Source organism: Caballeronia sp. INML1, from assembly GCF_023631085.1.
In the GTDB taxonomy this organism is placed as follows: domain Bacteria; phylum Pseudomonadota; class Gammaproteobacteria; order Burkholderiales; family Burkholderiaceae; genus Caballeronia; species Caballeronia turbans.
The window spans coordinates 1-25,514 of record NZ_JALQDT010000032.1 but is presented as its reverse complement, the minus strand read 5'-3'; the positions used below and the strand labels follow the sequence as shown (position 1 = coordinate 25,514).

The 25,514-nt window shown below is 63.5% G+C and carries 22 protein-coding genes, 1 tRNA gene and 1 riboswitch; of the genes, 8 read left to right on the top strand and 15 right to left on the bottom strand.

The features are described from left to right. Positions 1-116: 116 nt before the first annotated feature. The 3 genes from purB to NCR38_RS11125 all read right to left on the bottom strand — a co-directional run bounded on the left by purB (position 117) and on the right by NCR38_RS11125 (position 3,325). A complete protein-coding gene (gene purB / locus NCR38_RS11135; RefSeq protein WP_061121300.1) occupies positions 117-1,505 on the bottom strand; it encodes an adenylosuccinate lyase in 1,389 nt (462 codons plus the stop codon). Positions 1,506-1,590: 85 nt separating this feature from the next. After that, entirely contained in the window at positions 1,591-2,292 is a 702-nt protein-coding gene (murU, locus tag NCR38_RS11130; RefSeq protein ID WP_061121299.1) for an N-acetylmuramate alpha-1-phosphate uridylyltransferase MurU, read from the bottom strand. A gap of 7 nt (positions 2,293-2,299) precedes the next feature. Then, positions 2,300-3,325: an aminoglycoside phosphotransferase family protein gene (locus tag NCR38_RS11125; protein ID WP_061121298.1), complete on the bottom strand. Its 1,026-nt coding sequence runs from the start codon at positions 3,323-3,325 to the stop codon at positions 2,300-2,302. A 228-nt stretch (positions 3,326-3,553) separates the two neighbouring features. On the opposite strand from NCR38_RS11125, the gene NCR38_RS11120 reads away from it, so the two are divergent. From NCR38_RS11120 to rsmA, 4 genes are all read left to right on the top strand, one after another. Further along, on the top strand, positions 3,554-5,944 hold the full coding sequence (locus NCR38_RS11120; RefSeq protein WP_061121297.1) for an LPS-assembly protein LptD: 2,391 nt from the start codon (positions 3,554-3,556) through the stop codon (positions 5,942-5,944). Between the two features lie 120 nt (positions 5,945-6,064). Continuing rightward, a complete protein-coding gene (locus NCR38_RS11115) occupies positions 6,065-7,408 on the top strand; it encodes a peptidylprolyl isomerase (protein WP_061121296.1) in 1,344 nt (447 codons plus the stop codon). 4 nt (positions 7,409-7,412) lie between these two features. Beyond that, positions 7,413-8,405 (top strand): 4-hydroxythreonine-4-phosphate dehydrogenase PdxA, encoded by a 993-nt coding sequence (gene pdxA, locus NCR38_RS11110; RefSeq protein ID WP_250477071.1) that lies wholly within the window; start codon positions 7,413-7,415, stop codon positions 8,403-8,405. 33 nt (positions 8,406-8,438) lie between these two features. After that, the gene (gene rsmA, locus NCR38_RS11105) at positions 8,439-9,263 is read left to right on the top strand and encodes a 16S rRNA (adenine(1518)-N(6)/adenine(1519)-N(6))-dimethyltransferase RsmA (protein ID WP_250477070.1); all 825 of its coding nucleotides are present in this window, start codon (positions 8,439-8,441) and stop codon (positions 9,261-9,263) included. Here the strand turns inward: rsmA and NCR38_RS11100 are convergent. Further along, positions 9,245-9,499, bottom strand: a complete 255-nt coding sequence (locus tag NCR38_RS11100; protein ID WP_250477069.1) for a hypothetical protein — start codon at positions 9,497-9,499, stop codon at positions 9,245-9,247. The genes rsmA and NCR38_RS11100 overlap by 19 nt on opposite strands. A 171-nt stretch (positions 9,500-9,670) precedes the next feature. On the opposite strand from NCR38_RS11100, the gene NCR38_RS11095 reads away from it, so the two are divergent. Further along, positions 9,671-10,927, top strand: a complete 1,257-nt coding sequence (locus NCR38_RS11095) for a DNA repair exonuclease (protein WP_250477068.1) — start codon at positions 9,671-9,673, stop codon at positions 10,925-10,927. Positions 10,928-10,930: 3 nt separating this feature from the next. Then, the gene (locus NCR38_RS11090; protein ID WP_250477067.1) at positions 10,931-14,389 is read left to right on the top strand and encodes a YhaN family protein; all 3,459 of its coding nucleotides are present in this window, start codon (positions 10,931-10,933) and stop codon (positions 14,387-14,389) included. Here the strand turns inward: NCR38_RS11090 and NCR38_RS11085 are convergent. The 11 genes from NCR38_RS11085 to ydfG form a co-directional block, all read right to left on the bottom strand. After that, the gene (locus NCR38_RS11085) at positions 14,377-15,201 is read right to left on the bottom strand and encodes a Sir2 family NAD-dependent protein deacetylase (protein ID WP_250477066.1); all 825 of its coding nucleotides are present in this window, start codon (positions 15,199-15,201) and stop codon (positions 14,377-14,379) included. The genes NCR38_RS11090 and NCR38_RS11085 overlap by 13 nt on opposite strands. Next, positions 15,198-16,283 carry a YafY family protein gene (locus tag NCR38_RS11080; RefSeq protein WP_250477065.1) on the bottom strand — a complete coding sequence of 362 codons (1,086 nt, stop codon included), beginning with the start codon at positions 16,281-16,283 and terminating at the stop codon, positions 15,198-15,200. Before NCR38_RS11080 ends, NCR38_RS11085 begins: the two co-directional genes overlap by 4 nt. 135 nt (positions 16,284-16,418) lie before the next feature. Further along, a tRNA-Lys gene (locus NCR38_RS11075) sits at positions 16,419-16,494 on the bottom strand. A gap of 144 nt (positions 16,495-16,638) precedes the next feature. After that, positions 16,639-17,388, bottom strand: a complete 750-nt coding sequence (gene ybgF, locus NCR38_RS11070; protein WP_250477072.1) for a tol-pal system protein YbgF — start codon at positions 17,386-17,388, stop codon at positions 16,639-16,641. A 36-nt stretch (positions 17,389-17,424) separates the two neighbouring features. Beyond that, on the bottom strand, positions 17,425-17,931 hold the full coding sequence (pal, locus tag NCR38_RS11065) for a peptidoglycan-associated lipoprotein Pal (RefSeq protein WP_008342807.1): 507 nt from the start codon (positions 17,929-17,931) through the stop codon (positions 17,425-17,427). A 55-nt stretch (positions 17,932-17,986) separates the two neighbouring features. Further along, the gene (gene tolB, locus NCR38_RS11060; RefSeq protein WP_061121287.1) at positions 17,987-19,279 is read right to left on the bottom strand and encodes a Tol-Pal system beta propeller repeat protein TolB; all 1,293 of its coding nucleotides are present in this window, start codon (positions 19,277-19,279) and stop codon (positions 17,987-17,989) included. A 118-nt stretch (positions 19,280-19,397) separates the two neighbouring features. Further along, on the bottom strand, positions 19,398-20,492 hold the full coding sequence (gene tolA, locus NCR38_RS11055) for a cell envelope integrity protein TolA (RefSeq protein WP_061121286.1): 1,095 nt from the start codon (positions 20,490-20,492) through the stop codon (positions 19,398-19,400). Continuing rightward, entirely contained in the window at positions 20,489-20,932 is a 444-nt protein-coding gene (tolR, locus tag NCR38_RS11050) for a protein TolR (protein ID WP_061121285.1), read from the bottom strand. Before tolR ends, tolA begins: the two co-directional genes overlap by 4 nt. 13 nt (positions 20,933-20,945) lie before the next feature. After that, positions 20,946-21,623: a protein TolQ gene (gene tolQ, locus NCR38_RS11045; RefSeq protein ID WP_061121284.1), complete on the bottom strand. Its 678-nt coding sequence runs from the start codon at positions 21,621-21,623 to the stop codon at positions 20,946-20,948. 190 nt (positions 21,624-21,813) lie between these two features. Beyond that, a complete protein-coding gene (gene ybgC, locus NCR38_RS11040) occupies positions 21,814-22,251 on the bottom strand; it encodes a tol-pal system-associated acyl-CoA thioesterase (protein ID WP_250477064.1) in 438 nt (145 codons plus the stop codon). A gap of 127 nt (positions 22,252-22,378) precedes the next feature. Then, positions 22,379-23,125 carry a bifunctional NADP-dependent 3-hydroxy acid dehydrogenase/3-hydroxypropionate dehydrogenase YdfG gene (ydfG, locus tag NCR38_RS11035; RefSeq protein ID WP_250477063.1) on the bottom strand — a complete coding sequence of 249 codons (747 nt, stop codon included), beginning with the start codon at positions 23,123-23,125 and terminating at the stop codon, positions 22,379-22,381. Between the two features lie 206 nt (positions 23,126-23,331). Beyond that, positions 23,332-23,430, top strand: a riboswitch (ZMP/ZTP riboswitch). Between the two features lie 166 nt (positions 23,431-23,596). On the opposite strand from ydfG, the gene glyA reads away from it, so the two are divergent. Together glyA and nrdR are read left to right on the top strand one after the other, a co-directional pair. Continuing rightward, a complete protein-coding gene (gene glyA, locus NCR38_RS11030) occupies positions 23,597-24,844 on the top strand; it encodes a serine hydroxymethyltransferase (protein WP_250477062.1) in 1,248 nt (415 codons plus the stop codon). A gap of 18 nt (positions 24,845-24,862) precedes the next feature. Beyond that, the gene (gene nrdR / locus NCR38_RS11025) at positions 24,863-25,345 is read left to right on the top strand and encodes a transcriptional regulator NrdR (RefSeq protein ID WP_061121281.1); all 483 of its coding nucleotides are present in this window, start codon (positions 24,863-24,865) and stop codon (positions 25,343-25,345) included. Positions 25,346-25,514 lie beyond the last annotated feature (169 nt).

The window sequence follows — 25,514 nt, the reverse complement described above, 5'->3', positions numbered from 1 at the left end:
TAAATTGCGCGCTGTGCTTGCTCATAAAAAACACCCCAAGTCGTTGGACGGTTGTCCAACTTTTGGGGTGCAGTTCAGTTTCCGGGGCTTTTTTACTTCTGGATCCAGGCCTGGATTCAAGCAATCCGCTTTGCCAACTCCACCGCCTTGCCGATGTACGAACCCGGCGTCATCTCGAGCAGCAGTTTCTTCGCGTCGGCGGGAATCGCCAGACCCGCGATGAACGTCTGCAGCGCCTCGCGCGTGATGCCCTTGCCGCGCGTGAGTTCCTTCAGTTGCTCGTACGGATTTTCGATGCCGTAACGGCGCATCACCGTCTGCACCGGCTCGGCGAGCACTTCCCACGTGTTGTCGAGATCTTCGTTCAGGCGCGCCGCGTTGATTTCCAGCTTGTCGAGGCCGCGGATCAGCGCGTCGTAAGCGAGCAGCGAATAGCCGAACGCGACGCCGATATTGCGCAGCACGGTCGAATCCGTCAGGTCGCGCTGCCAGCGCGAGACCGGCAGTTTGTCGGCGAGATGGCGCAGCGTGGCATTCGCGAGGCCAAGATTACCTTCCGAATTCTCGAAGTCGATCGGATTGACTTTATGCGGCATCGTCGACGAACCGATTTCGCCCGCCTTCGTCTTTTGTTTGAAATAGCCGAGCGAGATGTAGCCCCACACATCGCGATCGAGGTCGAGCAGGATTGTATTAGCGCGTGCCACCGCGTCGAACAACTCGGCCATGTAGTCGTGCGGCTCGATCTGAATCGTGTACGGATTGAACGTGAGCTTCAGCCGATTTTCGACGACATCCTTCGAGAACGCTTCCCAATCGAATTCCGGATACGCCGACAGATGCGCGTTGAAATTGCCGACCGCGCCGTTCATCTTGCCGAGCAGTTCGACCTTCTCGATGCGCTGGATCGCGCGCGAAAGACGCGCCGCAACGTTGGCGATTTCCTTGCCGAGCGTGGTCGGGCTGGCCGGCTGACCGTGCGTGCGTGAGAGCATCGGCTGTTCCGCGTGCGCGTGTGCGAGCTTCACGAGGCGTTCGTACACCGAGCGCAGTGCCGGCAGGATCACGTGTTCGCGTGCGCCGGCAAGCATCAGACCGTGCGACGTGTTGTTGATGTCTTCGGACGTGCATGCGAAGTGGATGAACTCGCTCGCGCGCTCCAGTTCCGGCTGACCCTTGACCGACTCCTTGAGCCAATATTCGACGGCCTTCACGTCGTGATTCGTGACGCGCTCGATGTCCTTGATGCGCGCTGCGTCGTGCGCCGTGAAACGTTCAGTGAGGCTGAGCAGGAATTGCTCGGACGCCTCGGAAAAGCGCGGCACTTCAGTGAAACCGGCGCGCGACAGCGCGATCAGCCAGTGAATCTCGACCGTCACGCGATGCCGCATGAACGCGGCTTCGGAGAGCCATTCGCGCAGGGCTTCTGTCTTGGCGGCATAGCGGCCGTCGAGCGGCGAGAGCGCGGTGAGCGCGAAGAGGGTATCGGGACGGGTATCGGACATGATTGCGGGCGCGGCCGGAAGGAAAAGACGGGAGAACCGCGCATTTTACCATCGGATGCGTCCCAATCCCCGACGCGCCTGCCGGTCACCGGGCCCGCAGTTCGTCGTCGAGTGCGCGAATTTGCGCGGGCGTGCCGACGTTTTCCCAGCGGCCGTCGTAGCGTTCGCCGCTCGCGCGTCCGGCCGAGATCGTTTCGCGGTAGTACGGCGTCAGCGCGCGGCGCGTGCCGGGCGCGAGATCGCGGAACATGCGCGTGTCATACAGGCCGATGTTGCCGAAGGTGTACCGCGGCTCGCCGTCGAGTGCGAGCACGCCGTCGCGCAGAGCGAAATCGCCGTTGGGATGAAACGGCGGGTTCCGCACCATCACGAGATGCATGCCGGGTTCCTCGCGCGCCTTCAGCACTTCGGCGTGATCGCGCAAGCTCGCATAGTCGAAGTCGCAGAACACGTCGCCGCTCACCGCGATGAACACGCCGTCCCCGATCAGATGCCGTGCCTGTGCGATGCCGCCTGCCGTCTCCAGCGCCTCGGTCTCGGGCGAATACCGCAGCTCGACGCCCCAGCGCGAGCCATACCCGAGCGCGGCTTCGATCTGCTCGCCGAGCCATGCATGATTGATGACGATCACCTCGACGCCCGCCGCCGCGAGGCGCTCGATCTGCCACACGATGAGCGGCTTGCCGCCGACTTCGAGCAAGGGCTTCGGACACGTATCGGTGAGCGGGCGCATGCGTTCGCCACGGCCGGCGGCGAAGATCATCGCCGTTTTCAAAGCGTGCGTCATCGTGAGCTCAGAAGGTGTAACCGACTTCGATCGCGCGGCCTTCCAGCGAATCGAGCAGACGCGCGAACGGCCACAACGGCGCGTAGCGCTCCGCGACCTTGCGCGCGTAGCCGATGAAGCGCGGCAGGTCGGCGAGATATTGCGGCTTGCCGTCGCGGTAATGGATACGCGCGAACAGGCCGAGCACCTTGATGTGCCGCTGCAGGCCCATCCATTCGAGCTGGCGATAAAACTCGCCGAAATCGGCATCGACGGGCAGTCCGGCCTTCTTCGCGCGCTCCCAGTAATAGGCGACGCAATCGAGCTGAAACGCCTCTTCCCAGCTGATGAACGCATCGCGCATCAACGACGCCATGTCGTACGTGATCGGCCCGTAGACTGCGTCCTGAAAGTCCAGCACGCCCGGGTTCGGCTCGCACACCATCAGATTGCGCGGCATGAAATCGCGCAGCATGAAGGTCTGCGGCTGCGCGAGCGCGCTCTGCACGAGCAGCGTGAAAGTATTGTCGAGCGTCTTGCGTTCGTCCGCGGTGACTTCGCGGCCTAGATGTCGGCCGATGAACCATTCAGGCATCAGTTCCATCTCGCGGCGCAGGAACGCCTCGTCGAACGAAGGCAGCACGCCTTCGCGCGCGGTCTGCTGGAAGCGGATCACCGTGTCGATCGCGGCGCGCATCATCGGCCGCGCGTTTTTTTCGTCGAGAACGGAAATGTAAGTCGTCGTGCCGAGATCGGTCACGAGCATGAAGCCGGCATCGAAATCGGCTTCGAGAATTTTCGGCACATGCACGTTCGCCGCTTCGAGCAGCCCGGCGACCTGCACGAACTCGCGGCATTTTTCGGGCGGCGGCGCATCGACGGCGATGAGCGTCTTGCCATGCTCCGAATCGCTCTCCAGCCGGAAATATCGGCGAAAGCTGGCGTCGGCGGAGGCGGGAGCGAGACTCGCGATGTTCAGCCGGTACGGTCCGGCGAAACTTTCAAGCCACGAGCGAAGCTGATTCAGACGGGCGTCGGAGGGAATGTGCGTCATAAATTCGAGGGGTCAAACATCTTGCCATATAATACCCCACGACTTTTTTAAGCGATCCGTTTCACGCCTGGCGCCAGGCCCCCGACGACTGTGAGCGTCACCGTTCGATCGAGTGTCGTCCCTGCTTTGCAACGGACCGTCAAGTTCGTGACTGCGGAAAGGGCGCGGCCGCCTGCCCGGCGGCATCGGGCGCGTGGGACGCGAACGGGATCGAACCGCCACCCATACATGCCGCCACGACAGTTTCCCGTATCGAAAATCCAAGGCGACGCTCAGCCACGCAGGCGGCGGCTCGTCGTCGCGCTTCTGTCCGTTCCAGGCCTGATGCCGGCTCTTGCACATGCCCAGCTCGTGGGCGACGCCGCGTATCCTCAGCCGCTCGACGGCCCCGGCAGTCTGCGTCTCGCACCGCAACTCGAAGAGCGTCCGCTGCAGAGCGGCCAGCAGCCTTCGACGTTCCTGCTGAGCGACAAGGCGACCGGCACCACCGACGAAGACATGGCGGCGAAGGGCTCGGCGGAGATCCGGCGCACGGTGACGGTCATCAAGGGCGACGCGCTGCATTACGATCAGGATACGGACATGGCCGATGCTTTCGGCAATGTCAGGCTGATCAACAACGGCGTGTCGTTCGTCGGCCCGGAAGCGCATCTGAAGGTCGAGGCCAACGAAGGGTTCATGACGAACCCGAAATATCACTTCAACCTGACGGGCGGCTCGGGCAGCGCCGAGCGCGTCGACATGATCGACGACGAGCGCGCGCGCATCGATCACGGCACCTATACCGCCTGTCAGTGCGAATCCGATCCGGCCTGGTACATCAAGGGTACGTCGTTCGATTTCGACACCGGCGCCGAAGAGGGCATTGCACACAACGGCGTGCTGTTCTTTCAGGGCGTGCCGGTTTTCGGGAGCCCGTGGCTGTCGTTTCCGCTCACGGGCGACCGTCGCAGCGGCCTGTTGCCGCCGACCTTCTCGCTCAGTTCGACGACCGGCTTCGAAGCGACGATTCCGTACTATTTCAATATCGCGCCGAATCGCGATCTGACTGTCACGCCGCGCATCATGACGAAGCGCGGCGTGCTGGGCGAAGCGACCTACCGCTACCTGTCGCCGACCTACTCGGGCTCGTTTACCGGCGACTATCTGCCGAACGACCGGGTGACGCACACGAATCGTTACGCGATCTTCTGGCAGCATCGCCAGAACTTCGGCAACGGCTTCGGCGGCTACGTCAATTACAACAAGGTTTCGGACGATCAATATCCGGAAGACCTGGGCAACGCGTCGAATCAGTTCCTGAACGGCACGCAGCTCCTGTATCAGCAGGAAGCGGGGCTCACGTATAACAACGGCCCGTGGTCCGTCCTCGCGCGCGAACAGCGCTGGCAGACGCTGCAGCCGTCGGTTCCGCCCTATGCGCGCGAGCCGCAGGTGAACGTTCAGTACAACAAGTACAACGTCGGCGGCTTCGACTACGGCGCGGAACTGGACACGACGCGCTTCACGATCACGACCGATGGCGCCACCGACGGCAACCGCCTGTACTTCAACCCGTACCTGAGTTACGGGATCAATGCGCCGGGCTATTTCGTCACGCCGAAGGTGCAATGGCACTTCGCGTCGTACGATCTGAGCCACATCGCGACGACCCAGGTTGCGGGCTCGTCGCCGCCGGTGGCGGGGCAGCCCAAGAATTTCACCGAGTCGATTCCGACCCTCAGCTTCGATACGGGGCTCGTGTTCGACCGCTCGGTGCGGCTCTTCGGCCAGGATTACATCCAGACGCTGGAACCGCGGCTCTACTACGTCTACACGCCGTATCACAATCAGGACTTCGCGCCGATTTTCGATACCGCCGAAGCCGACTTCGGCCTGGCCGAGATCTACACGCCGAACACCTTCGTCGGCAACGACCGGATCGCGGATGCGAACCGCATTACGGCCGGCCTGACGACGCGCTTCATCAATCCGGCGACGGGCGACGAGCGCGCGCGTTTCGTCATCGCGCAACAGTACTATTTCCAGAGCCAGCGCGTCACCATCACGCCGGGCCAATTGCCCGACCAGGCGAAGCACTCGGACCTGATCGCGGGCGCGGCCATCAAGCTGGGCGCTGGTTTCGCCTCGGAAACCGCGTTCCAATATAATGTGGACAACAACCAGCTCGTGCGCTCGAGCATCGGTTTTGCGTTCAGTCCGGCGGAGCGCAAGGTAATCAACATCGGCTACCGCTACACGCGTTCCAACCAGACCACGCTGGTGAACGAGCCGATCAACCAGATCCTGTTGTCGGCTGAGTGGCCGCTCACGAATCGCCTCTACGCCGTCGGCCGCGTAAATTACGATCTCGCGAGCCATCGTCTCGTCGACGGGCTTCTGGGCTTCCAGTACGATGCCGACTGCTGGGCGTTCGGCTTCGGCATGCAGCGCTATGCCAACGGCGTGAACACGCAGGGCCAGCCTTCGTCGGGCACGCGCGTGCTCGCGCAATTGACGTTCAAGGGCTTGTCGAACGTCGACAACGGCCTCGTGAGCGCGTTCCGCGCGAGCGTCCAGGGTTATCAGCCGCCGCCGCCGGCAGCGCCGCCGCTCTCCCGGTACAGCGATTACGAGTAAAGCCTGACCGGGCGTTCCCGCGGCATTCAGCGACAGGCAGAGCAGCATGAGCAGCATGTACAGGCAGGACACGAACGGGCGAAGCCCGTATTTGATGGAGTATCTGTGGCAAACGTGAATATGTTTCGATCGATGGCAATCGCAGCGGGCGTGCTGACCGGCGCGCTAATCCTGAGTTCGCCGGCCGGTGCGCAGGCGTTGTCGAATCGCAATACGCAGGTCGCCGATTCCGTCGTCGCGGTGGTGAACGACGGCGTCATCACCCGGCGCGAGCTGGAAGAGCGCACGGCGCTCATCGCCAAGCGTCTTCAGCAGCAGAACGCGCCGGTGCCGCCCGCGGACCAGATGCAGCGGCAAGTGCTCGATCAGATGGTGCTCGAGCGCATTCAGCTCCAGAAGGCGAAGGAAGACGGCATCGTCATCGACGACGCCACCGTCAACCGCACGCTCGCGCGTCTCGCGCAGCAAAATCAGATGACGCTCGACGTGTACCGCGCGCGAATCGAAGCGCAGGGCGTGCCCTGGTCCACCTTCACGCGCGACGCGCGCACGGAGTTGACGCTCTCGAAGCTGCGTGAGAAGGAAGTCGATAGCAAAATCACCGTGTCCGACGGCGAAGTGGCGAACTACATCGCCAGTCAGCGCGGTCCGGGCGCGCGCAATACGAGTGATCTGCGCCTTCAGCACATCATGTTCAAGCTGCCGTCGGATGCGCCTGACAGCGAAGTCGCGAAGGTCCAGGCTCAGGCCGACGCCGTGCTCAAGCAGGCGCAAGGCGGCGAGGATTTCGCCAAACTCGCCAAGCAGAATTCGCAGGACACCGACGCCAGCAAGGGCGGCGATCTCGGTTTCCGTACGCCCGGCACGTTGCCGGTGGGTATCGTGAACGCGGTTTCGACGTTGCGTCCGGGCCAGGTCGTCCCCACGCTTTTGCGCACCGACGGCGGCTTCGAGATCATCAAGCTGGTGGATCGCCGCGCGAGCCAAGGCACCGCCGCCGATGCGCCCAAGCTCGTGCAGACGCACGTGCGCCACATCCTGCTGCGCGTGTCGGACGGCATGTCCGAACAAGCCGCGCGCCAGAAGCTGCTCGACATCAAGCAGCAAGTCGCGTCGGGCGGCGATTTCGCCAACTTCGCGCGTACGTATTCGCAGGACGGCTCGGCGTCGCAAGGCGGCGATCTCGGCTGGATCAGCCCGGGCGAGACGGTGCCCGAGTTCGAGCGGGCGATGAACAATCTCCAGGACGGCGCGGTCAGCGATCCGGTGCGCAGCGAGTACGGCTATCACCTGATTCAGGTGCTCGGTCGCCGCGAAGCGGAAGGATCGGCGTCGCAGCAGCTCGACATCGCGCGTCAGGCGATCGGCCAGCGCAAAGCCGAGCAGGCGTACTCCGACTGGCTGCGCGAACTGCGCGACACCGCGTACGTGCAATACAAGGGCATCGCTGCCCAGCAGCAGTAACAGCATGAGCACCGCCGACGCCCGACCGCTCGCCATCGCCATTACGACTGGCGAGCCGGCGGGCGTCGGCCCGGAACTGACGGCGGCGGCACTCAGGCAGGCGCGCGAGCGCTGGCCGTCGGCGCACTTCACGGTGCTCGGCGACCGTGCGCTGCTCGAAGCGCGCGCCGGCGCGGGCTGGCAAGCGTCGCACGGCGCGGTCGAGATCGAGCATCACGCGCTCGCCGTGCCCGCCGAACCGGGCAAACTGAATGCGGCGAACGGGCGCTATGTGCTGGGTCTGCTCGATGCCGCCATCGACGGCGCTGTTTCCGGCCGGTTCGATGCCATCGTCACCGCGCCGCTGCAAAAGAGCACCATCAACGATGCCGGCGTTCCCTTCACCGGCCATACCGAATACCTCGCCGAGCGCACGAACACGCCGCGCGTCGTGATGATGCTGGCGGGGTCGAGCGAGCGTCCGTTGCGCGTCGCGCTCGCGACCACGCATTTGCCGCTGAAGGATGTGTCCGCGGCGCTGACCATCGATGGCCTCGTCGAGACGCTCACGATCATCGATCACGATCTGCGCGCGCATTTCGGTTTGTCCGCGCCGCGCATTCTCGTCACCGGTCTCAATCCGCACGCGGGCGAGAACGGTTATCTGGGCCGCGAGGAAATCGACGTCATCACGCCTGCGCTCGAACGCGCGCGCACGCTCGGCATCGACGCGCCCGGACCGTATCCCGCCGACACGCTGTTCCAGCCGCGCTATCTGCAAGGCGCCGATTGCGTGCTCGCGATGTTCCACGATCAAGGCCTGCCGGTGCTGAAGTACGCGACGTTCGGCGAGGGCATCAACGTGACGCTCGGCTTGCCGATCATCCGCACGTCGGTGGATCACGGCACCGCGCTCGATCTCGCGGGCACCGGCCGCGCCGATCCGGGCAGCATGATCGCCGCGATCGACGCCGCCGTCACGATGGCGCGTCACAAGCGTCACACGCGCGCGGCGTGATCCGGCGCCGCGCGCCGCTTCCTTCAAACGAGTATGTCGACCAAACATCAAGGCCATTTCGCGCGCAAGCGCTTCGGGCAAAACTTCCTAGTCGATCAGGGCGTGATCGATTCCATCGTCGATGTGATCGCGCCGAAACGCGGCGAGCGCATGGTGGAGATCGGGCCGGGCCTCGCGGCGCTCACCGAGCCGCTGATCGCGCGGCTCGCCACGCCCGAGTCGCCGCTGCATGCGGTCGAACTGGATCGCGATCTGATCGGCCGTCTGGAAAAGCGTTTCGGCGACAGGCTCGTCGTGCATTCCGCCGATGCGCTCGATTTCGATTTCGCGTCGCTCGCGCTCGAAGGCGAGGACAACGAAAAGCCGACGCTGCGCATCGTCGGCAATCTGCCGTACAACATTTCCAGTCCGCTGCTGTTTCACCTGACGACGTTTGCGCACAAGGTGATCGACCAGCACTTCATGTTGCAGGACGAAGTGGTGGACCGCATGATCGCCGAGCCCGCGAGCAAGGATTACGGGCGTCTCTCGGTGATGCTGCAATACCGCTACGTGATGGACAAGCTTCTCGACGTGTCGCCCCAGTCGTTCAATCCGCCGCCGAAGGTGAATTCCGCGATCGTGCGCATGATTCCTTTCGCACCGCACGAGTTGCCCGAGGTCGACGAAACCGTATTGAGCGACGTCGTGAAGGCCGCGTTCGCGCAACGCCGCAAGGTGCTGCGAAACAACTTGGGCGCGTATCGCGACACGATCGATTTCGACGCCCTCGGCTTCGATCTCACGCGCCGCGCCGAAGAAGTGCCGGTGGCGGAATTCGTCGCGCTGGCGCAGGCGGTTCAGCGCGCGAAGGTCTGAACGCAGCCGCCATCCGTCAGCAATTTCATCAGCCGTTCAAGTCGCGCGCGCTGTTCGCGTTGCAAGCCGCGCGTCGCGCTCACCTGTTGCACGCGCGTGCGCCAGTAGGTCTGGCCGAACAGCGAATTCGCACCTTCCGCCGACAGCACGCGCTCCAGATGCCCGATCGCGGCATCGACATTCCTGAGCGTGTAAGGGCTCGTGATCGTGGCGTGCCGCTCGAGTGTTTCGTTCATCGTTATCCTCGTGTCGCGTTGAATCCGAGCGGCCGATTCTGCGAGCGGGAAGGGACATTCGGCGTCCCGAACACGCAACGTCGATCGGGACGCGATGTGTCCGGATCGGCTGCTACGATCGTCGTCCCCATCGGTGCGGGACAGAAAAGACATCCTTCAAGGGAAGACAGCATGCGCTTTATTCACGCGGCGGACATCCATCTCGACAGCCCGTTGCACGGCCTTTCCGCCTACGCGGACGCACCCGCGGACATGCTGCGCAACGCCACGCGCGAGGCCTTCTCGAAGCTCGTGTCGGCGGCGATCGACGAACAGGTCGATTTCATGGTGATCGCAGGCGATCTCTACGACGGCACCTGGCGCGATCACAACACGGGCATCTTCTTTTGCCGCGAAATGGGCCGGCTGCGTCGCGCGGGCATTCCGGTCTACGTGCTCTTCGGCAATCACGACGCCGAGAGCGAGATGACGAGTCAACTCCGATTGCCCGACAACGTCCACACGTTCTCGACGAGAAAGCCGCAGACGTTTCGCATCGACGATCTGAAGGTCGCGTTGCACGGTCACAGCTTCAAGGAAAAGGCGGTCACGACGAATCTCGTCACCGCGTATCCGTCGCCTGTCGCGGGGTATTTCAATATCGGCGTGCTGCATACGGCGCTCGAGGGCGGCTCGATGCACGCGAGCTACGCGCCGTGCTCCGTCGCCGAACTGCACGCGAAGGAATATCACTACTGGGCGCTCGGTCACGTGCACGATTACGCGATGTGGCAGGACGCATCGACCATCGTTTTTCCGGGCAATCTGCAAGGGCGCAATATCCGCGAGACGGGCAGGCGCGGCGCGGTGATCGTCACGGTGTCGGATACGGAGGAGGTGAGCGTCGAGCGGCTTTTCATCGACGTGCTGCGTTGGGAATCCGTGACGGTGGACGTATCGCAGGCAAGCACGCTCGATGAAGTCGCGCTGGCTGTCGGGCGTGAGCTCGAAGCGCTCGTCGAGTCTTCCGCGTCGTCGGTGCCGCACGCGGTGCGCGTAACGATCACCGGCGCGACACAGGCGCACGGCGAGCTGTTCGGACTGGAGACGCAACTGCGCGTGGAAGTGCTCGCGCAGATCGCGGCGATCAGCCACGACCGGCTGTGGCTCGAAAAAGTGAAGATCGCGACCGAGCCGCTCGCGCGCAGCGAACCGGCAACCGGCCGCACCGATGCGCTCGCCGATCTTCACGGCCTTCTGATCGAAGCCGAATCGGACCCTGAGTTTTTGAGCATGCTTAAGGAACGGCTCATCGCGCTGGCCGCGCAAGCGCCGAGCGAATTGCATAGGTCGGTGCCCGAACTTGAGCACGTGCGCAACGGCGAACTCGCGAGGCTCGTCGGCGAAGTGCGCTCGGGGCTGATCGCGCAGTTGTCGGACGCGGAGTAAGCCATGCGCATCGGCAAGCTCGAACTCATCCGCTACGGCAAGTTCACCGATCACGCCGTCGAGTTTCCGGCGGTGGAACTTGATTTCCACTTCGTCGTCGGTCCGAACGAGGCCGGCAAATCGACCATCAAGAACGCCATTTCCGAGCTGCTCTTCGGCATGCCGCACAGCTCGCCGCTCGCGTTCGTGCATCCGCAAAGCGATCTGCGGCTCGGTGCGTCGATCGAAACGAGCGGCGAGACGTTCGCGTTTCATCGCACGAAGAGCCGTAAGTCGTCGCTGAATGCGCCGAACGGCGACGCGCTGCCCGCCGACGCTTTGGCAGCGTTTCTCGGCGCGGCCGACAAGGGTTTCTTCGAGCAGATGTACTGTCTGAATCACGAGGCGCTTCGGCGCGGTGGTGACGCCATTCTCGATGCATCGAGCGATGTCGGGCAGGTTCTGTTTCAGTCGGCGGCGGGTATCGCAAGCCTGGGCGACGTGCGCCAGCGTCTCGCGGAAGAAGCCGACGGCCTGTGGGCGAAGCGCAAGTCAGGCTGTGCGTACAACATCCACCGTAAGCAATACGACGAAGCCACCGACGAACTGAAACTGGCCAGCGTGCGCACCGCGAAGTGGACGCGCGCGCATGACGCCGTCGAAGAAACGGAAGAAAGGCGCCGCGAGCAGGACGCGCGCCGCGCGGAACTCGAAGCACAGCGCGGCAAGCTCGAACGGGTGAGGCGCGTCGCACCGTATATGAACGTGTGGCGCGAGAAGGCAGCGGAATTGCGCGAACTGGGCGATGTCGTCGATCTGCCCGCGAACGCCGAAGCGACGTTGCAAAGCGCGCTGAAGCGGCATGCGGCCGCGCAGAGCGCGCTCGACGTATACGCGAAAAAAGCCGAACAGTTGCAGGCGGATCTGGGCGCGGTCCATATCGATCATGCGCTTCTCGCCGCGCAGGGGCGCATTCGTGCCCTCGACGCCACGGGACAGCGCTGCGCGAATCACGCGAGCGAAATCGCGCGGCTCGAACAGGAAGTCGCGATGCGCCTGAAGCAAGTCGCACGGGACGGCACGCAACTCGGGTGGCCGCAAGACGAGGCGGGCACGCGCCGCGCAATGCCGGGCGCGCTCGCGCTGCAAACGGTCACGAGTCTGATGCTGGAGCGCGGCGAACTCGAACTCGCCGCGCGCAACGCTGAACAGTCAGCCGAGGAATGCGCGGCGCAGATCGATACGCTGAAATCGAAGCTGGCGGCGATCGCGGCCGGCGATGTGTCGCCGGGTCTGCGTGCCGCGTTGCGCGCGGCGCAGAAATATCGCGACAAGAGCGCGGCGATGAAGCGCCTCGAAGACGCGAAGCGCGACGCGAAGCAACTGCTCGACGCGAACATGGCGTCGCTCGGCCGATGGTCACGCTCCATCGACGAATTGAAGGCGCTGTCGCTCCCGACAGCCGAGCGCCTCGCCGCACTGCGCGCGGAACGGCAGGATCTGGTCGCGCGGCTGACGCTCGCGGCCGATCGCGCGAAGGAAGGGCAGGACACGCTCCACGTCACCCGCACCGAGCTCGACGATCTGGTCGAAACACACGATGTCGTGACGGGCGATCAGGTGCGCGAAGCACGCGCGTCGCGCGATGCGGCGTGGCATGCGATCAAGTCCGGCGACTTGGCGCTCGATGACGCCGCATCCGGCTTCGAAACTGCGATGCATTCTGCGGATGGCTTGGCCGATCGTCAGCTCGGCTCTGTCGGTTACGCGACGCAGCTTGCGGCATTGAAGCGCCGTGTCGCGAGCGAAGAATCGACGCTCGCGCGGCGCGAACAGAGCGCGCGCGAAGCCGAATCGGCGCTGACGACATTCGACGACGCGTGGCGCGCGCTCGCCGCGCAATCGCATATCGCGGACATGTCGCTCGACGAAGCGCCGTCATGGATCGCATCGCGCGACAAGGCGCTGGCGGCGGCGCAGGCGCTCGATGCGCGCACCGAAGAACTCGCGCGCGAATCCGCCGGTTCCGACGCGCGGCGCGACGAACTCGCGCGACATCTCGCGGAAGCGGGCGCACAGACCGACGCGCGCGCCGATCTCGACATGTTGTGCGACGTGGCGGAGACGCACATCGGCGCGATCGACGAGGCCGCGATGAAGCGGCGTCATCTCTCGACGCAACTCGACGAAACGCACGCCGAGCGCATCGCGCGGCAAGGCGCTGCGAAAGCGGCTCGCGAGGCATTCGAGCGCTGGCAACGCGAGTGGTCGGAGGCGATCGCGAAAGCGGGTTTCGCGAATGTGGCGGATTCGCAGGCGGCGGCCGAAGCGGCCATCGAGATCGTGAAGAGGATCGGCGAGCAGTTGACGCAGATCGAAACCATCCGCAGCGGACAGATCGACGCCAAGCGCGCCGAACTCGCCGCACTCGACGCCGAGGCATCGCAACTCGCGCGCGAACTCGACGAATCGCTCGCAACATTCGATGCGAACGCGATCGCGACGGAGCTGTCGGCACGCCTCGATCGCGCGTCTGCCGCACACGCCGAACTGAAGCGCTTGAAGAAGGAGCATGCGTCGGCGAGCGAACAGGTGAGCCACGCCCGCGCCGACGTGGAAGCAGCGAAGGCCATGCTGCGTCCGCTCTATGATCTCGCCGGCGTCGATACGCCCGACGTGCTCCAGGCGTTGATCGTTCAGTCGCAGAAAAAGCGCGAGCTGATCGCCGATGTGGACGACGCGCGCGCCGCGCTCATCAAGGGCGGCGATGGCCTGTCGCTCGACGAGCTCGTCGCGGAAGTGGAGGGCGCGGACATGCCGAACGTGCAGGCGGAGCTGTCGCGTATCGGCGCGGCGCTCACCGAGTCCGTGAAAATCGCGACCGACACCGCAACCGCGCTCGATGCTGCACGCCGGGAACTCGACGCCATTGCAGGCGAAGCGAATGCGGCGCGCGCCGAAGCGAAGCGCCAGGAAGCGCTCGCCGCGATGGCCGATGCCGCCGAACGCTTCGTGAAGGTCGAGACGGCTTCGACGCTGCTCAAGTGGGCGATCGACCGCTATCGCGAGCGCCGTCAGGGCCCGATGCTCTCACGCGCGAGCACGATCTTCTCGGAGCTCACGCTTGGCATGTTCTCGCGGCTCGTCGTCGACTACGATCGACAGCCGATGGCGCTGTCCGCGATCCGCGCGAGCGGCGAACACGTCGACATCCCCGGGATGAGCGAAGGCACGCGCGATCAGCTCTATCTCGCGCTGCGGCTCGCGGCGCTGGAAGAACATGGCGAGAAGGCGTCGGCGTTGCCGTTCGTCGCCGACGATCTCTTCATCAATTTCGACGATGGCCGCGCGCGTGCCGGCCTGCGCGTGCTCGCGCAGATCGCCAAACGCACGCAGGTGATCTTCCTGAGCCATCACGACCATCTGGTCGATATCGTGCGCGACGTGTTCGGGCCGCAGGTCAACGTGCGTTATATGGGCTGAAGCATGCGGTCGAGCCGCATCAGCGTCTCGCGCGCGCCGCCGGCGATGCCTACGCCCAAGCCCGGCGCAATCGCGTGCTCGCGTGGATTGATGCGGATCACGCGCGGTCCGTTGCGCTCGCTGAAGCGCCGGACCGTCGGCAGCGCGCGCCCCGCGCCAAGCTCGACGACCACGAGGCTCGTCACGCCGTGAAGCCAGGCGGCCAGCCTTTGCTCCTGTTGCGCGGTGTGCGTGCCGATCCAGTTCCAGTCGCCGAACATGAGGATGTTCGGACGCGCGAGCGCGCCGCAATGCGGGCAGCGCGGCATGTCGTTGACGAGCTCGCAGCGCGCCTCGTCGACGATCGGATCGAAGCCCTTGGCGGACCAGATGTCGTTCGTGCAAGCGTCAATGCATTGCAGCGAATCGATCGCGCCGTGACACTCGGCCACGCGCTCGGGCGCGAAGCCCGCGCGCTGGAACTGGCCATCGACATTGCTCGTAAAGACGAACGCGCCGTGCGGCATGCGCGCGGCCCAGCGCTTCAGCACATGGAAGCCGTCATGCGGCGCGGTCGCGCGATACAGCGCGAGTCGGTGCCCATAAAAGCCCCACGCGAGCCGCGGATGCCGCACGAAGCCTTCGGGATTTGCCATCTCCTCGAACGAAAAGCCGTGATGCCGCAACGCCGGGTACGCGCGCCAGAAGCCTTCAGGACCGCGAAAATCCGGCAGCCCGGAGTCGACGCCCATGCCCGCGCCCGCGGTGATCAGCAGGCCGTCGGCATGACGAATCCATTCACTTGCCTGCTCGAAGTGCGCGGCGTCGTTCATTGCGAGTCTGCCTGAACATAGCGGCTCGCGAGCTTGCGATAGTCTTCCGCGAATTCATCGCGCAGACCTTGCGGCGCGAGAATCTCGACGCCCGCGCCCAGCGCGCGCAGCCACCAGCGCAGCTTGAGACTCGGCGTCACGGTGCCCGTGACTTTCATGCGGCCATCGGGAAGGGCATCGATGTGCTGATCCTTCGACATCGGCGATTCGCGCAACTGATTACCCGCGTTGCCTTCGAAGGCGAGTTCGAGCAGCACCGGCGGCTCGGGCAGGAAGTCGAACACCTGCTGCGTCTCGATGTATTTGCGCAGCTTGAAGTCTTCGGGGTACGTGAAGGATTCGCCGGACTCCGCCACCGAGCGGATGCGATCGAGCCGGTAGAGCGCGCGCGTCCATTCCGTTTCGCCTTTCTCCGGACGCGGCGCGCGATTCGGGTCTTGCGCGACCATGTACATCACGCCGGCCGATTCGACGAGCGCAAGCGGCCAGAGTGTCTTCGTCTTCGGATCGTTGCCTTGTTCGGGCTGTTGCTCCGCCTTGTACGCCGGGCGATATTGCACGAGCAGTTCACGCTCGAAGAACGTAGCGGTCGCGACAGTCTGAAAGATCTCCGGACGCAGCTTCGGGCGAATCAGCGTGAAGGCGCCATCGACGGAATCGATCTTGTCCGCCCACGCGCGATAAATGCGGCTGTCCGCCTTTTCCTGCGACAGCCGCGATTCGGCAGCCTTGAAGAGCGGATCGATGTCGCGCGTCACGGCGTTCGGCAGCTTGTTGCCCGCGAAGCGCTGAAGGATGTGAAACGCCACCGCTTCCGACGCGCTCATCAGCCCGCTGACGCCTTCCTGCAACCCGTGCAGCCACGGCTTGCGCTGCCAGAGCAGTTCGCGGCCGTTGAGCATCGACACGACACGCGCATCGGCTTCCAGCGCGGTCAGATGGCGCTGCACCTTCTTCGTGTACCCGACGCGATGGCCGCGCTCTTCGAGACGCCTGCGGATTTCGGGCGTCGAGAGCCAGGCGGTTGCGTCCCGTTCAGTGGGCAGCACGCGGAGAATGGCTTCATCGAGGCTGGAGGTCATGGCGCTGGAACGTGGCGGGAATGACTCCGATTATAGGAAGGGTTGAGACAATTTGTGTCTCGATGGCCGTAGAGACGAATCGGGCGTGCAAAGCAAAAAGCCCAGTCGCAATGACTGGGCTTCTTACCTGATACTTGGTAGGCCGTACGGGATTCGAACCTGTGACCAACGGATTAAAAGTCCGCTGCTCTACCAGCTGAGCTAACGACCCGAAAGAGGCAAAATTATAATCTCAAATTCGGAGAACCGTCAACCCGGTTCATCGAAGAAGAGCCTGATTCTCGAAAGAAAAACGCCCGCGGCTTCGTTGCGCGCGGGCATTCTCCTCGAGAGGCGCGAAACGATGACGCTTCGCTTACTTCACCTGCGACATCTTGCTTTGCGCGGTCTGCGCGACTTCCGTACCGGCGTACTGCGAGATGATCTGCTGAAGCGTCTGCTTGGCGGCCGCCTTCTGACCTTGCTCGATCTGGTTGTTCGCGATTGCGAGCAATGCCTCGGGCGCTCGCGGATGCGTCGGGTAGCTCTTCACCAGATCCTGCCAGATCGCCGTCGATCCCTTGTAGTCGCGCTGAGCGTAGAGCGCATTGCCGAGCCAGTAACGGGCAGTGGGCTGATACGGGCTCTGCGGATACTTCACCACGAATGCCTTGAAGGACGCCGCGGCATTCTTGTAGTCACCGTTACGGAATTGAGTCGACGCTGCGTTGAACGCTTCCGTCTCGCCAGGCTGCACAGAACCGGTCATGCCGTCGATCGTCTCCTGCTGCGGCTCGAACTTCTTCAAGCGCGTGTCGAGATCGGCGTAATAGTCCTTCTGCTGCTTCTGCAGGGTTCCGACCTGGTTGGCCAGATCCTCGTTCTGGCCGCGAAGCGTCGCGACCTGCTGATTGAGCTGGTCGATACGGTTCGATTGATCGAGGATCGTGCGCTGTGCCGCCTGCAACTGACTGGACAGGCTGTCAGTTTTCGTGCGCAGGTCGAGCACGGCTTTACGCGCTTCGTTGTCGTCGAAGACGCCGGCGTGCGCGGGCACGCTCAGCATCGTCGAACCGAGTACGCACGCGGCTGCGGCCATGCGCAGCAAGGGAAAGCGATACAACATAGGGCGACTCACCCGTGACTGGTTACGTTAAGTTGATTACTGCTGGTACACGAGGTCCGCACGGCGGTTCTGTGCCCACGACGATTCGTCGTGACCCGTCGCCGTCGGCTTTTCCTTGCCGAGGCTCACGGCTTCCATCTGCGAATCGGCGACGCCCATCAGCGACATTGCGCGACGCACGGCTTCCGCACGCTTCTGGCCGAGCGCCAGGTTGTACTCGCTCGTGCCACGCTCGTCGGTGTTGCCCTGGATCAGGACGTGACGCTCCGGATGGCTCTTCAGGTACGACGAGTGTTGTTGCAGCAGCGGCTGATAGTCGTCCTTCACGGCATAGCTGTCGAAGTCGAAATAGATGCTGCGCTTCGCGAGCGGGCTGTTCGGGTCGTTCAGCGGGTCGATGTTGACCTGCTTTACGTCCGTCGGGTTCGGCTGCGTGCCGACTGCACCTTTGTTCTGGCCTTCATCGAGCTTCACGCCCGAGTGACACGCCGCCAATGCGCCGACCATCGCAACTGCCAGGCCGATACGAAGTTTCGACATCATGGTACCTCTCCTTGTGTTGTAGCTGAACGTTGTTTGTGAAACGTTATTGCTGGACTTATTGCATGAACGGACCCCAGGACGGCTCGCGCACCACACCGCCCTGTACGGACAAGACTTGCCGCGTACGACCGTCGGTCGAAACGGCTGCCAACACGCCACGTCCGTTCACTTGGGTGGCGTAGAGGATGTACTGACCATTCGCCGCGAAGCTCGGCGATTCGTCATGCGTCGTGTCGGTCAGCCCCGTCGCCGTGCCGGACGCGAGGTCCTGCAGATACAGCTTGAAGCCGCCGCCAGTGCGCGAAATGTACGCGAGTTGCTTGCCGTCCGGGCTCACGCGCGGGCTCGTGTTGTACGCGCCTGCAAACGTGACCCGCTGGGCCGCGCCGGCGCTTTCACCTGCCGCCGGCATCTTGTAGATCTGCGGTTGGCCGCCGCGATCGCTCGTGAAATAAATCGAGTTGCCATCAGGAGAGTAGTACGGCTCGGTGTCGATGGAACTGCCTTGTGTCAGACGGCGCAGGCCGGAGCCGTCTGCGTTGACTTCGAAAATCTGCGTGTTGCCGGTGCGCGAGAGCGCGACCGCGAGCTTGCGGCCATCGGGCGACCACGCCGGGGCACTGTTGTTGCCCTTCTGATTCGACACGACCACGCGACGTCCCGTCGGCAGGTCGTGGATGTACACCACCGGCTTCTTCTTTTCGAACGACACGTATGCCACCTTCGTGCCGTCCGGCGACCACGCCGGCGAGATGATCGGCTCCGGGCTGGAAAGCGCGATCTTCGCGTCCTGTCCGTCCGAATCCGAAATCTGCAATTGATAACGGCCGCCCGTCTGAATCACATAGGACAAACGCGTCGCGAACACGCCGCGGCCGCCGAGCAGCTTCGCATAGATGTAGTCCGCGATCTTGTGCGCGCTCATGCGCAGGCCGCTTTCGGCGCTGACGAGCGACAGGCCGCCCAGATTCTGCTGCTTGACGGTGTCGTAGAGACGGAAGCGCACTTCGTACTGGCCGTTCGGCAGCTTGTTCACGCTGCCCGACACGAACGCATCTGCGCCTTTTGCCTTCCAGGCGCCGAGATCGACCGAATCGGTCTCCGACACCGGCGTGCCGCCCGCGTCGATATTCGTGAACTTGCCGCTTCTCTGCAGATCCTGGCGAATGATCGCGCTGACCTGCTGGGGCGAACTCGCTTCATTGGCGAAATTGGCCGTCGCGATCGGAAACTGGGTCGAACCGACGCCGGTCACGAGTACGTTCAACTGGGCGTGTGCGGCGGTGCCGGCTGCGATCAGGCAGGATGCGACCAGCGTTTTCAGGCCAAGCTTCGTCATCAAACTCATGCTGTATAGGTTCCAGATAAAAGCGTTTTCAAGTGTCCGCGGACTGCAGAACAGACCCGCGCTCGCACAATTCGTTCCCACCCAAAGCGGCTCTCATGTCGATCGCGCGAGCACTGGATCAGCCTCCGGCCGGGCGCAGCGTGATCGTGAATGAGCCGGGCGCCTTGCCGTCGATATCGACGGGCATGGGGTCGGAATTCTGTACTGCACGCAACGCCGCCGCGTCCCATTGCTCGTTGCCGCTCGAACGGGTGATGGATGCGGATAGCAGTGTGCCCGTCGGTGAGCAGCGGACTGAAACAACCGTTTCAAGCCCGGCGGTTTCGCCGCCCCAATGGATGTTCGGCCGCACGCGGCGCTGCACCTTCTCGGCGTATCCCGGCGAGGTTGCATTGCCGCCCGCGCCCTTGCCCGTGCCGCTCTTGGCGAGCCCTTCGCCGCTGCCCGCCGTACCGCCGCCCAACTGACCTTGCAGTTGCGAGAGGCGAGCCTTGCGCTCGGCGTCGAGCTTGGCCTTCGATTCCGCATCGGCCTTGGCTTTCGCCTGCGCCGCCGCCTTCGCTTTCGCGTCGGCTTCAGCCTTGGCCTTCGCTTGGGCATCGGCCTTCGCCTTGGCTTCCTGCTGCTGTTCCTTCTGCTCCTTGAGCTGTTCCTGCTTCTGCGCTTCGGCCTGCTGTTGCTGGCGCTGCTTGTCCTGCTGCGCCTTCTGTTGCTGCTTTTGCAGTTCGGCCTGACGCTGCTGCTCGATCTGCTTCTGTTTGTCCTGCATCGCCTTCTGGGCGGCGGCTTGCGCAGCGAGTTGCTGCTGACGCTTTTCTTCCGCTTCCTGACGCGCCTGCTCCTGTTGACGGCGCTGCTCCGCGAGCTGCGCCTCACGCGCGGCCGCTTCCTGCTGCTTGCGCTTCTTCTCCTGCAACGCGATGTCCGCGTCCTCGTCCTTCGCGGGCGGCGGCGCGGGCTGCACCTTCACTGGCGCAGGCGGTGGCGGGGCGGGGCGGGGCGTCGGTGTGGACGTATCCGGAATCTCTGTCCAGATCTCCGCTTCCGAGCCCGCGGGCGTGTTGTTCTGCCAGTTGATGCCGTGGTACAGCAGCCAGCCGAGCAGCAGGTGCATCAACGCCGCGAGCGCGAACGCCTTGCCCGTGCCACGCTCGCGCGGCGGGCGAATCGGTCGCGCGGACGATGCGCGTGTCTGCCTGTGCAAAAGGGTCATTGCGATTTGACGAGCAATCCGACGCGCTTCACGCCGCGCGCCTTCATATCGGACATCACGTTCATCACGACTTCATACTTCACGGTCTTGTCCGCCGCGATCACGACGGGCTGATCCGGATGCGACTCCTGACGATTGAGCACGAAGGTATTCAGCTCTTCCTTCGTCATCTTCTGCTCCTGCGTCGCGCCGCCGTCTTCCTTGTACCGGACGTTCATGCTGCCGTCCGCCTTGATGTTGATGACGAGCGGCGGCTGCTGCTCCTGCGGTTGCGCGTTGCCGACGGTCGGCAAATTGATGATGGACGGCGAAACGAGCGGCGCCGTCACCATGAAGATGACGAGCAGCACGAGCATCACGTCGATATACGGCACGACGTTGATGTCGGACATTGCGCGGCGCGAACTGCCGCGCATGCTGGAACGAATGGGGCCTGCCATCGCGACTCCTTGCTTAGTGCGCCTGACGCTGCAGGATGTTGGAGAACTCTTCGATGAAGGTCTCGAAACGGATCGCCAGGCGATCGATATCGTGCGCGTAACGGTTGTATGCGACCACGGCCGGGATCGCGGCGAAGAGGCCGATCGCGGTTGCGACGAGCGCCTCGGCGATGCCCGGCGCCACGTTCGCGAGCGTCGCCTGCTGCACGTTGGCGAGTCCGCGGAAGGAGTTCATGATGCCCCAGACGGTGCCGAAGAGACCGATATACGGACTCACCGAGCCGACCGAAGCGAGAAACGCGAGATTCGCCTCGAGCACGTCCATTTCGCGCTGGAAGGCGGCGCGCATCGCGCGGCGGGAACCGTCGAGGATCGCGCCGGGGTCGGTGATGCGACGCTCCTTGCCCTTCAGAAATTCGCGCATGCCGGATTCAAAGATACGCTCGAGCGCGCCGATGGTGTGACGGTTGTTCGCCGCGCTCTGATAGAGCGCCTGCAGGTCGCCGCCCGACCAGAAATCGCGCTCGAAACGCTCGGTTTGCGCGCGCGCGCGCCGAATGGCAAACCACTTGCGAAAAATGAAGGTCCACGACAGCAGCGAGAGGAGCAGCAGCAGCGCCATCACGGCCTGCGCGAGCAGGCTCGCGTGAATGACGAGAGAAATGATCGACAGGTCTTGTGTATTGTTCATAAAGGTCCGCTGTTACGTCCCGAAAGGGACGTCCGGTCAAAGCGTCATGCTTTCGTGAAAAGGATGTGAATCAAACGAAAGCCGCGCCGTGGCAGGCTCGTGGTCGTTAGTGCTTCCTCTGTTCCCGATGCCCTTGGTTCGCTTCGGGATGCGATGAGTTCATCGTTCAGGCTCGATCCGGGTTCGCGCCTCATGACGCGGTGACGAGCGTGGCGTGCGGGCCGCGTTTCAATCCGTCGAGTACGGCATCGGGAATCGCGGCTGGACGAACCGACGCGCGATTCACCGACGCTATACGAATGTCGCCGCTCGCGAGCAGAACGCCATCGCGCCACGCTTCCTGATGAAAATCCACCGACGCACGGCCGAGCCGCTCGATGCGGCTCACGACGCGAATGACGTCGTCCAGACGTGCCGGCGACGAATAATCGACAGACGTGCGTCTCACGACGAACACAATGCCGTTCGAATCCGCGAGGCGCTGCTGGTCGATGCCGCACGCGCGCAGCCATTCGGTGCGCGCCCGCTCGAAGAACTTCAGGTAGTTCGCGTAGAAAACGATGCCGCCGGCGTCGGTGTCCTCGTAATACACCCGAACCGGCCATTCGAAAGTCAACGGATCACTCACCTTTGCGCCGCTCCGCACGCGCGGAGGCGCTCGAGCACGCTCCGGCTTGCTTTTTGACAAATATTCATCGGCGGCATTTTACCGGAACCGGAAGCACGACTGCCAAATCCTTAGGCAAATCCCCGAATCAGCCGCGGTGAATTTGCAACGGTGCGAAGGTTTGGGCGATCGGCATCATCTCGATCGCGTTGATATTGACGTGCGCCGGGCGCGTCGCGATCCAGTAGATCGCATCGGCGATGTCCTCGGGTGTGAGCGCCTGCACGTCCTTGTAGACGGTCGCGGCCTTGCTGTCGTCGCCCTTGAAGCGCACGTTGGAAAACTCGGTGCCGCCCACCAGTCCCGGTTCGATGTCGGTCACGCGCAGAGCGGTGCCGGCGACGTCGGCACGCAGGTTCAGGCTGAACTGCCGCACGAACGCCTTGGACGCGCCATACACATTGCCGCCGATGTACGGATACGTGCCGGCCACCGAGCCCATATTGAACACATGGCCGCGATTCCTCTCGATCATGCCCGGCAGGATCGCGTGCGTGACGGTCACGAGGCCTGTGCAGTTCGTGTCGATCATGTTCTTCCAGTCGTCGAGATTCGCGCGTTGCGCGGGCTCGAGACCGAGCGCGAGACCGGCGTTATTCACGAGCACATCGATCTGGGCGAACGTTTCCGGCAGCGACGCGACGGCGTTGCGCACCGCGGTTTCGTCGCGCACGTCGAGCTCGACCGGCAGGAGCGCGTCGCCGAGCTCGTTCGACAGCGCGACGAGCCGCTCCTTGCGGCGCGCGGCGGCGATCACGCGATGGCCGCCTTTCACGAAAGTGCGCGCAATGGCGGCGCCAAATCCGGCAGACGCGCCGGTGACAAAAACGATCATGAGCGGACTCCGAACGGGATGAGATGGATAAAGCCGAAACGCGCCGGGGAGCGCGTCCGTCGACGGCGCAAAGGGTACTTCCATTGATGCGGCGCGGCAAGCAATGACACACGCGAACGATCGTGCTTTAAACGCGTCGATTCGTGCCGGGAAATGGTCGGGGATCCGGTTGCCTAAAGGCTGCCCGCCCATTACACTACAACGCTCAAACCCCGCGTGACTGGCGATAGAATCTTCGGATTCAAGGTGGAGCGACCCACCAGGAAGCGCGGAGCGTCGTTTTGCCGTTCGCCTGGGCAGCTGAGATCCGCACGCCGTCGCTGCGTTGCCGGTGGCTGTCCGTTCCGCGAAACCGGATTCATCCTCTATCCGTCGCGCCTGGACTCCATCGGTTTCCAGCGTCTTTTGCGTCTGCTTCGAACGTGGCGCACGCGCGATCCGGTCAACCTGTTTTGATCTCACGGAAAACGTATGTTTGACAGAGCCGAAAGTACCCTCGCCAATGTCGATCCCGAATTGCTCAAGGCGATCGAGCAGGAAAACCGTCGCCAGGAAGATCACATCGAGCTGATCGCGTCGGAAAACTACACGAGCCCGGCCGTGATGGCCGCGCAGGGCTCGCAACTCACGAACAAATACGCCGAAGGCTATCCCGGCAAGCGCTACTACGGCGGCTGCGAGTATGTCGACATCGTCGAGCAACTCGCGATCGACCGCGTGAAACAGCTCTTCGGCGCCGAAGCCGCGAACGTCCAGCCGAACTCCGGCTCGCAAGCCAATCAGGGCGTGTTCTTCGCCGTGCTCAAGCCGGGCGACACGATCATGGGCATGAGCCTCGCCGAAGGCGGTCACCTGACGCACGGCTCGCCGGTCAACATGTCGGGCAAGTGGTTCAACGTCGTGAGCTACGGCCTGAACGAGGCCGAAGACATCGACTACGAAAAGACCGAAGCGCTCGCCAAGGAACACAAGCCGAAGCTGATCGTCGCAGGCGCGTCGGCGTTTGCGCTGAAGATCGACTTCGAGCGTCTGTCGAAGATCGCGAAGAGCGTCGGCGCTTACTTCATGGTCGACATGGCGCACTACGCCGGTCTCGTCGCAGCGGGCGTATATCCGAACCCGGTGCCGCACGCCGATTTCGTCACCACGACGACGCACAAGAGCCTGCGCGGTCCGCGCGGCGGCGTGATCCTGATGAAGGCCGAGTTTGAGAAACAGATCAACTCGGCGATTTTCCCGGGCATTCAGGGCGGACCGCTCATGCACGTGATCGCCGCGAAGGCCGTGGCGTTCAAGGAAGCGCTGTCGCCGGAATTCAAGACTTATCAACAGGCCGTGATCGACAACGCGCGCGTGCTTGCGGAAACGCTCGTGAAGCGCGGCTTGCGCATCGTGTCGGGCCGTACCGAAAGCCACGTGATGCTCGTCGATCTGCGGGCGAAGAAGATCACCGGCAAGGCTGCGGAAGCCGCGCTCGGCGCCGCGCACATCACAGTCAACAAGAACGCCATTCCGAACGATCCGGAAAAGCCGTTCGTCACGAGCGGCGTGCGCCTCGGCTCGCCCGCGATGACCACGCGCGGGTTCGGCACGAAGGAAGCTGAGATCGTCGGCAACTTGATCGCCGACGTGCTCGACAATCCGGAAGACCAGGCGACGATCGAGCGCGTGCGCGCGCAGGTGGCCGATCTGACCAAGCGTTTCCCGGTCTACCGTTAATTCGCGAGCCCAACGCCGATGCGCTGCCCATTCTGCCGACACGAAGATACCCAGGTCGTGGATTCTCGCGTGTCGGAGGATGGCGCGGCCATTCGGCGGCGAAGGCGCTGTCCCGCGTGCGACAAGCGCTTCACCACGTATGAGCGCGTCGAACTGGCGCTGCCGACTGTCGTCAAGAAAGACGGCAGCCGCACAGAGTTCGACCGTCGCAAGATCGTCGCGAGCATGCAGCTTGCGCTGAGAAAGCGTCCGGTCGCAGCCGATGCGATCGACGCCGCCGCGTCCCGCATCGAGTATCAGTTGCTCGGCAGCGGCGAGCGTGAAGTGCAGAGCGAACGCCTCGGCGAACTCGTCATGAACGAGTTGCGACAGCTCGATACCATCGCCTACGTGCGTTTCGCTTCCGTCTACAAGCGTTTCGAGGACGTCTCCGAATTCGAAGACGTGCTCGAAGAATTCCGGCGCGCCGCGCCGAAGAAATCGAGCTCGCGCAAGCGCTGATCCTTTCCGCATTTATTCCCTCCCAACCCTGAATTCCTGCCGTTCGCTCGCGCAGTGTGCCGGGCATCGAATGGCGTGAACACTCGTCCATTCGGCTGATATGACTCCGCCTGTCAATAGCGATCGGTTTTGGGTTTGTTGATGTGCGCATCTTGCCGAATTTCCTGAG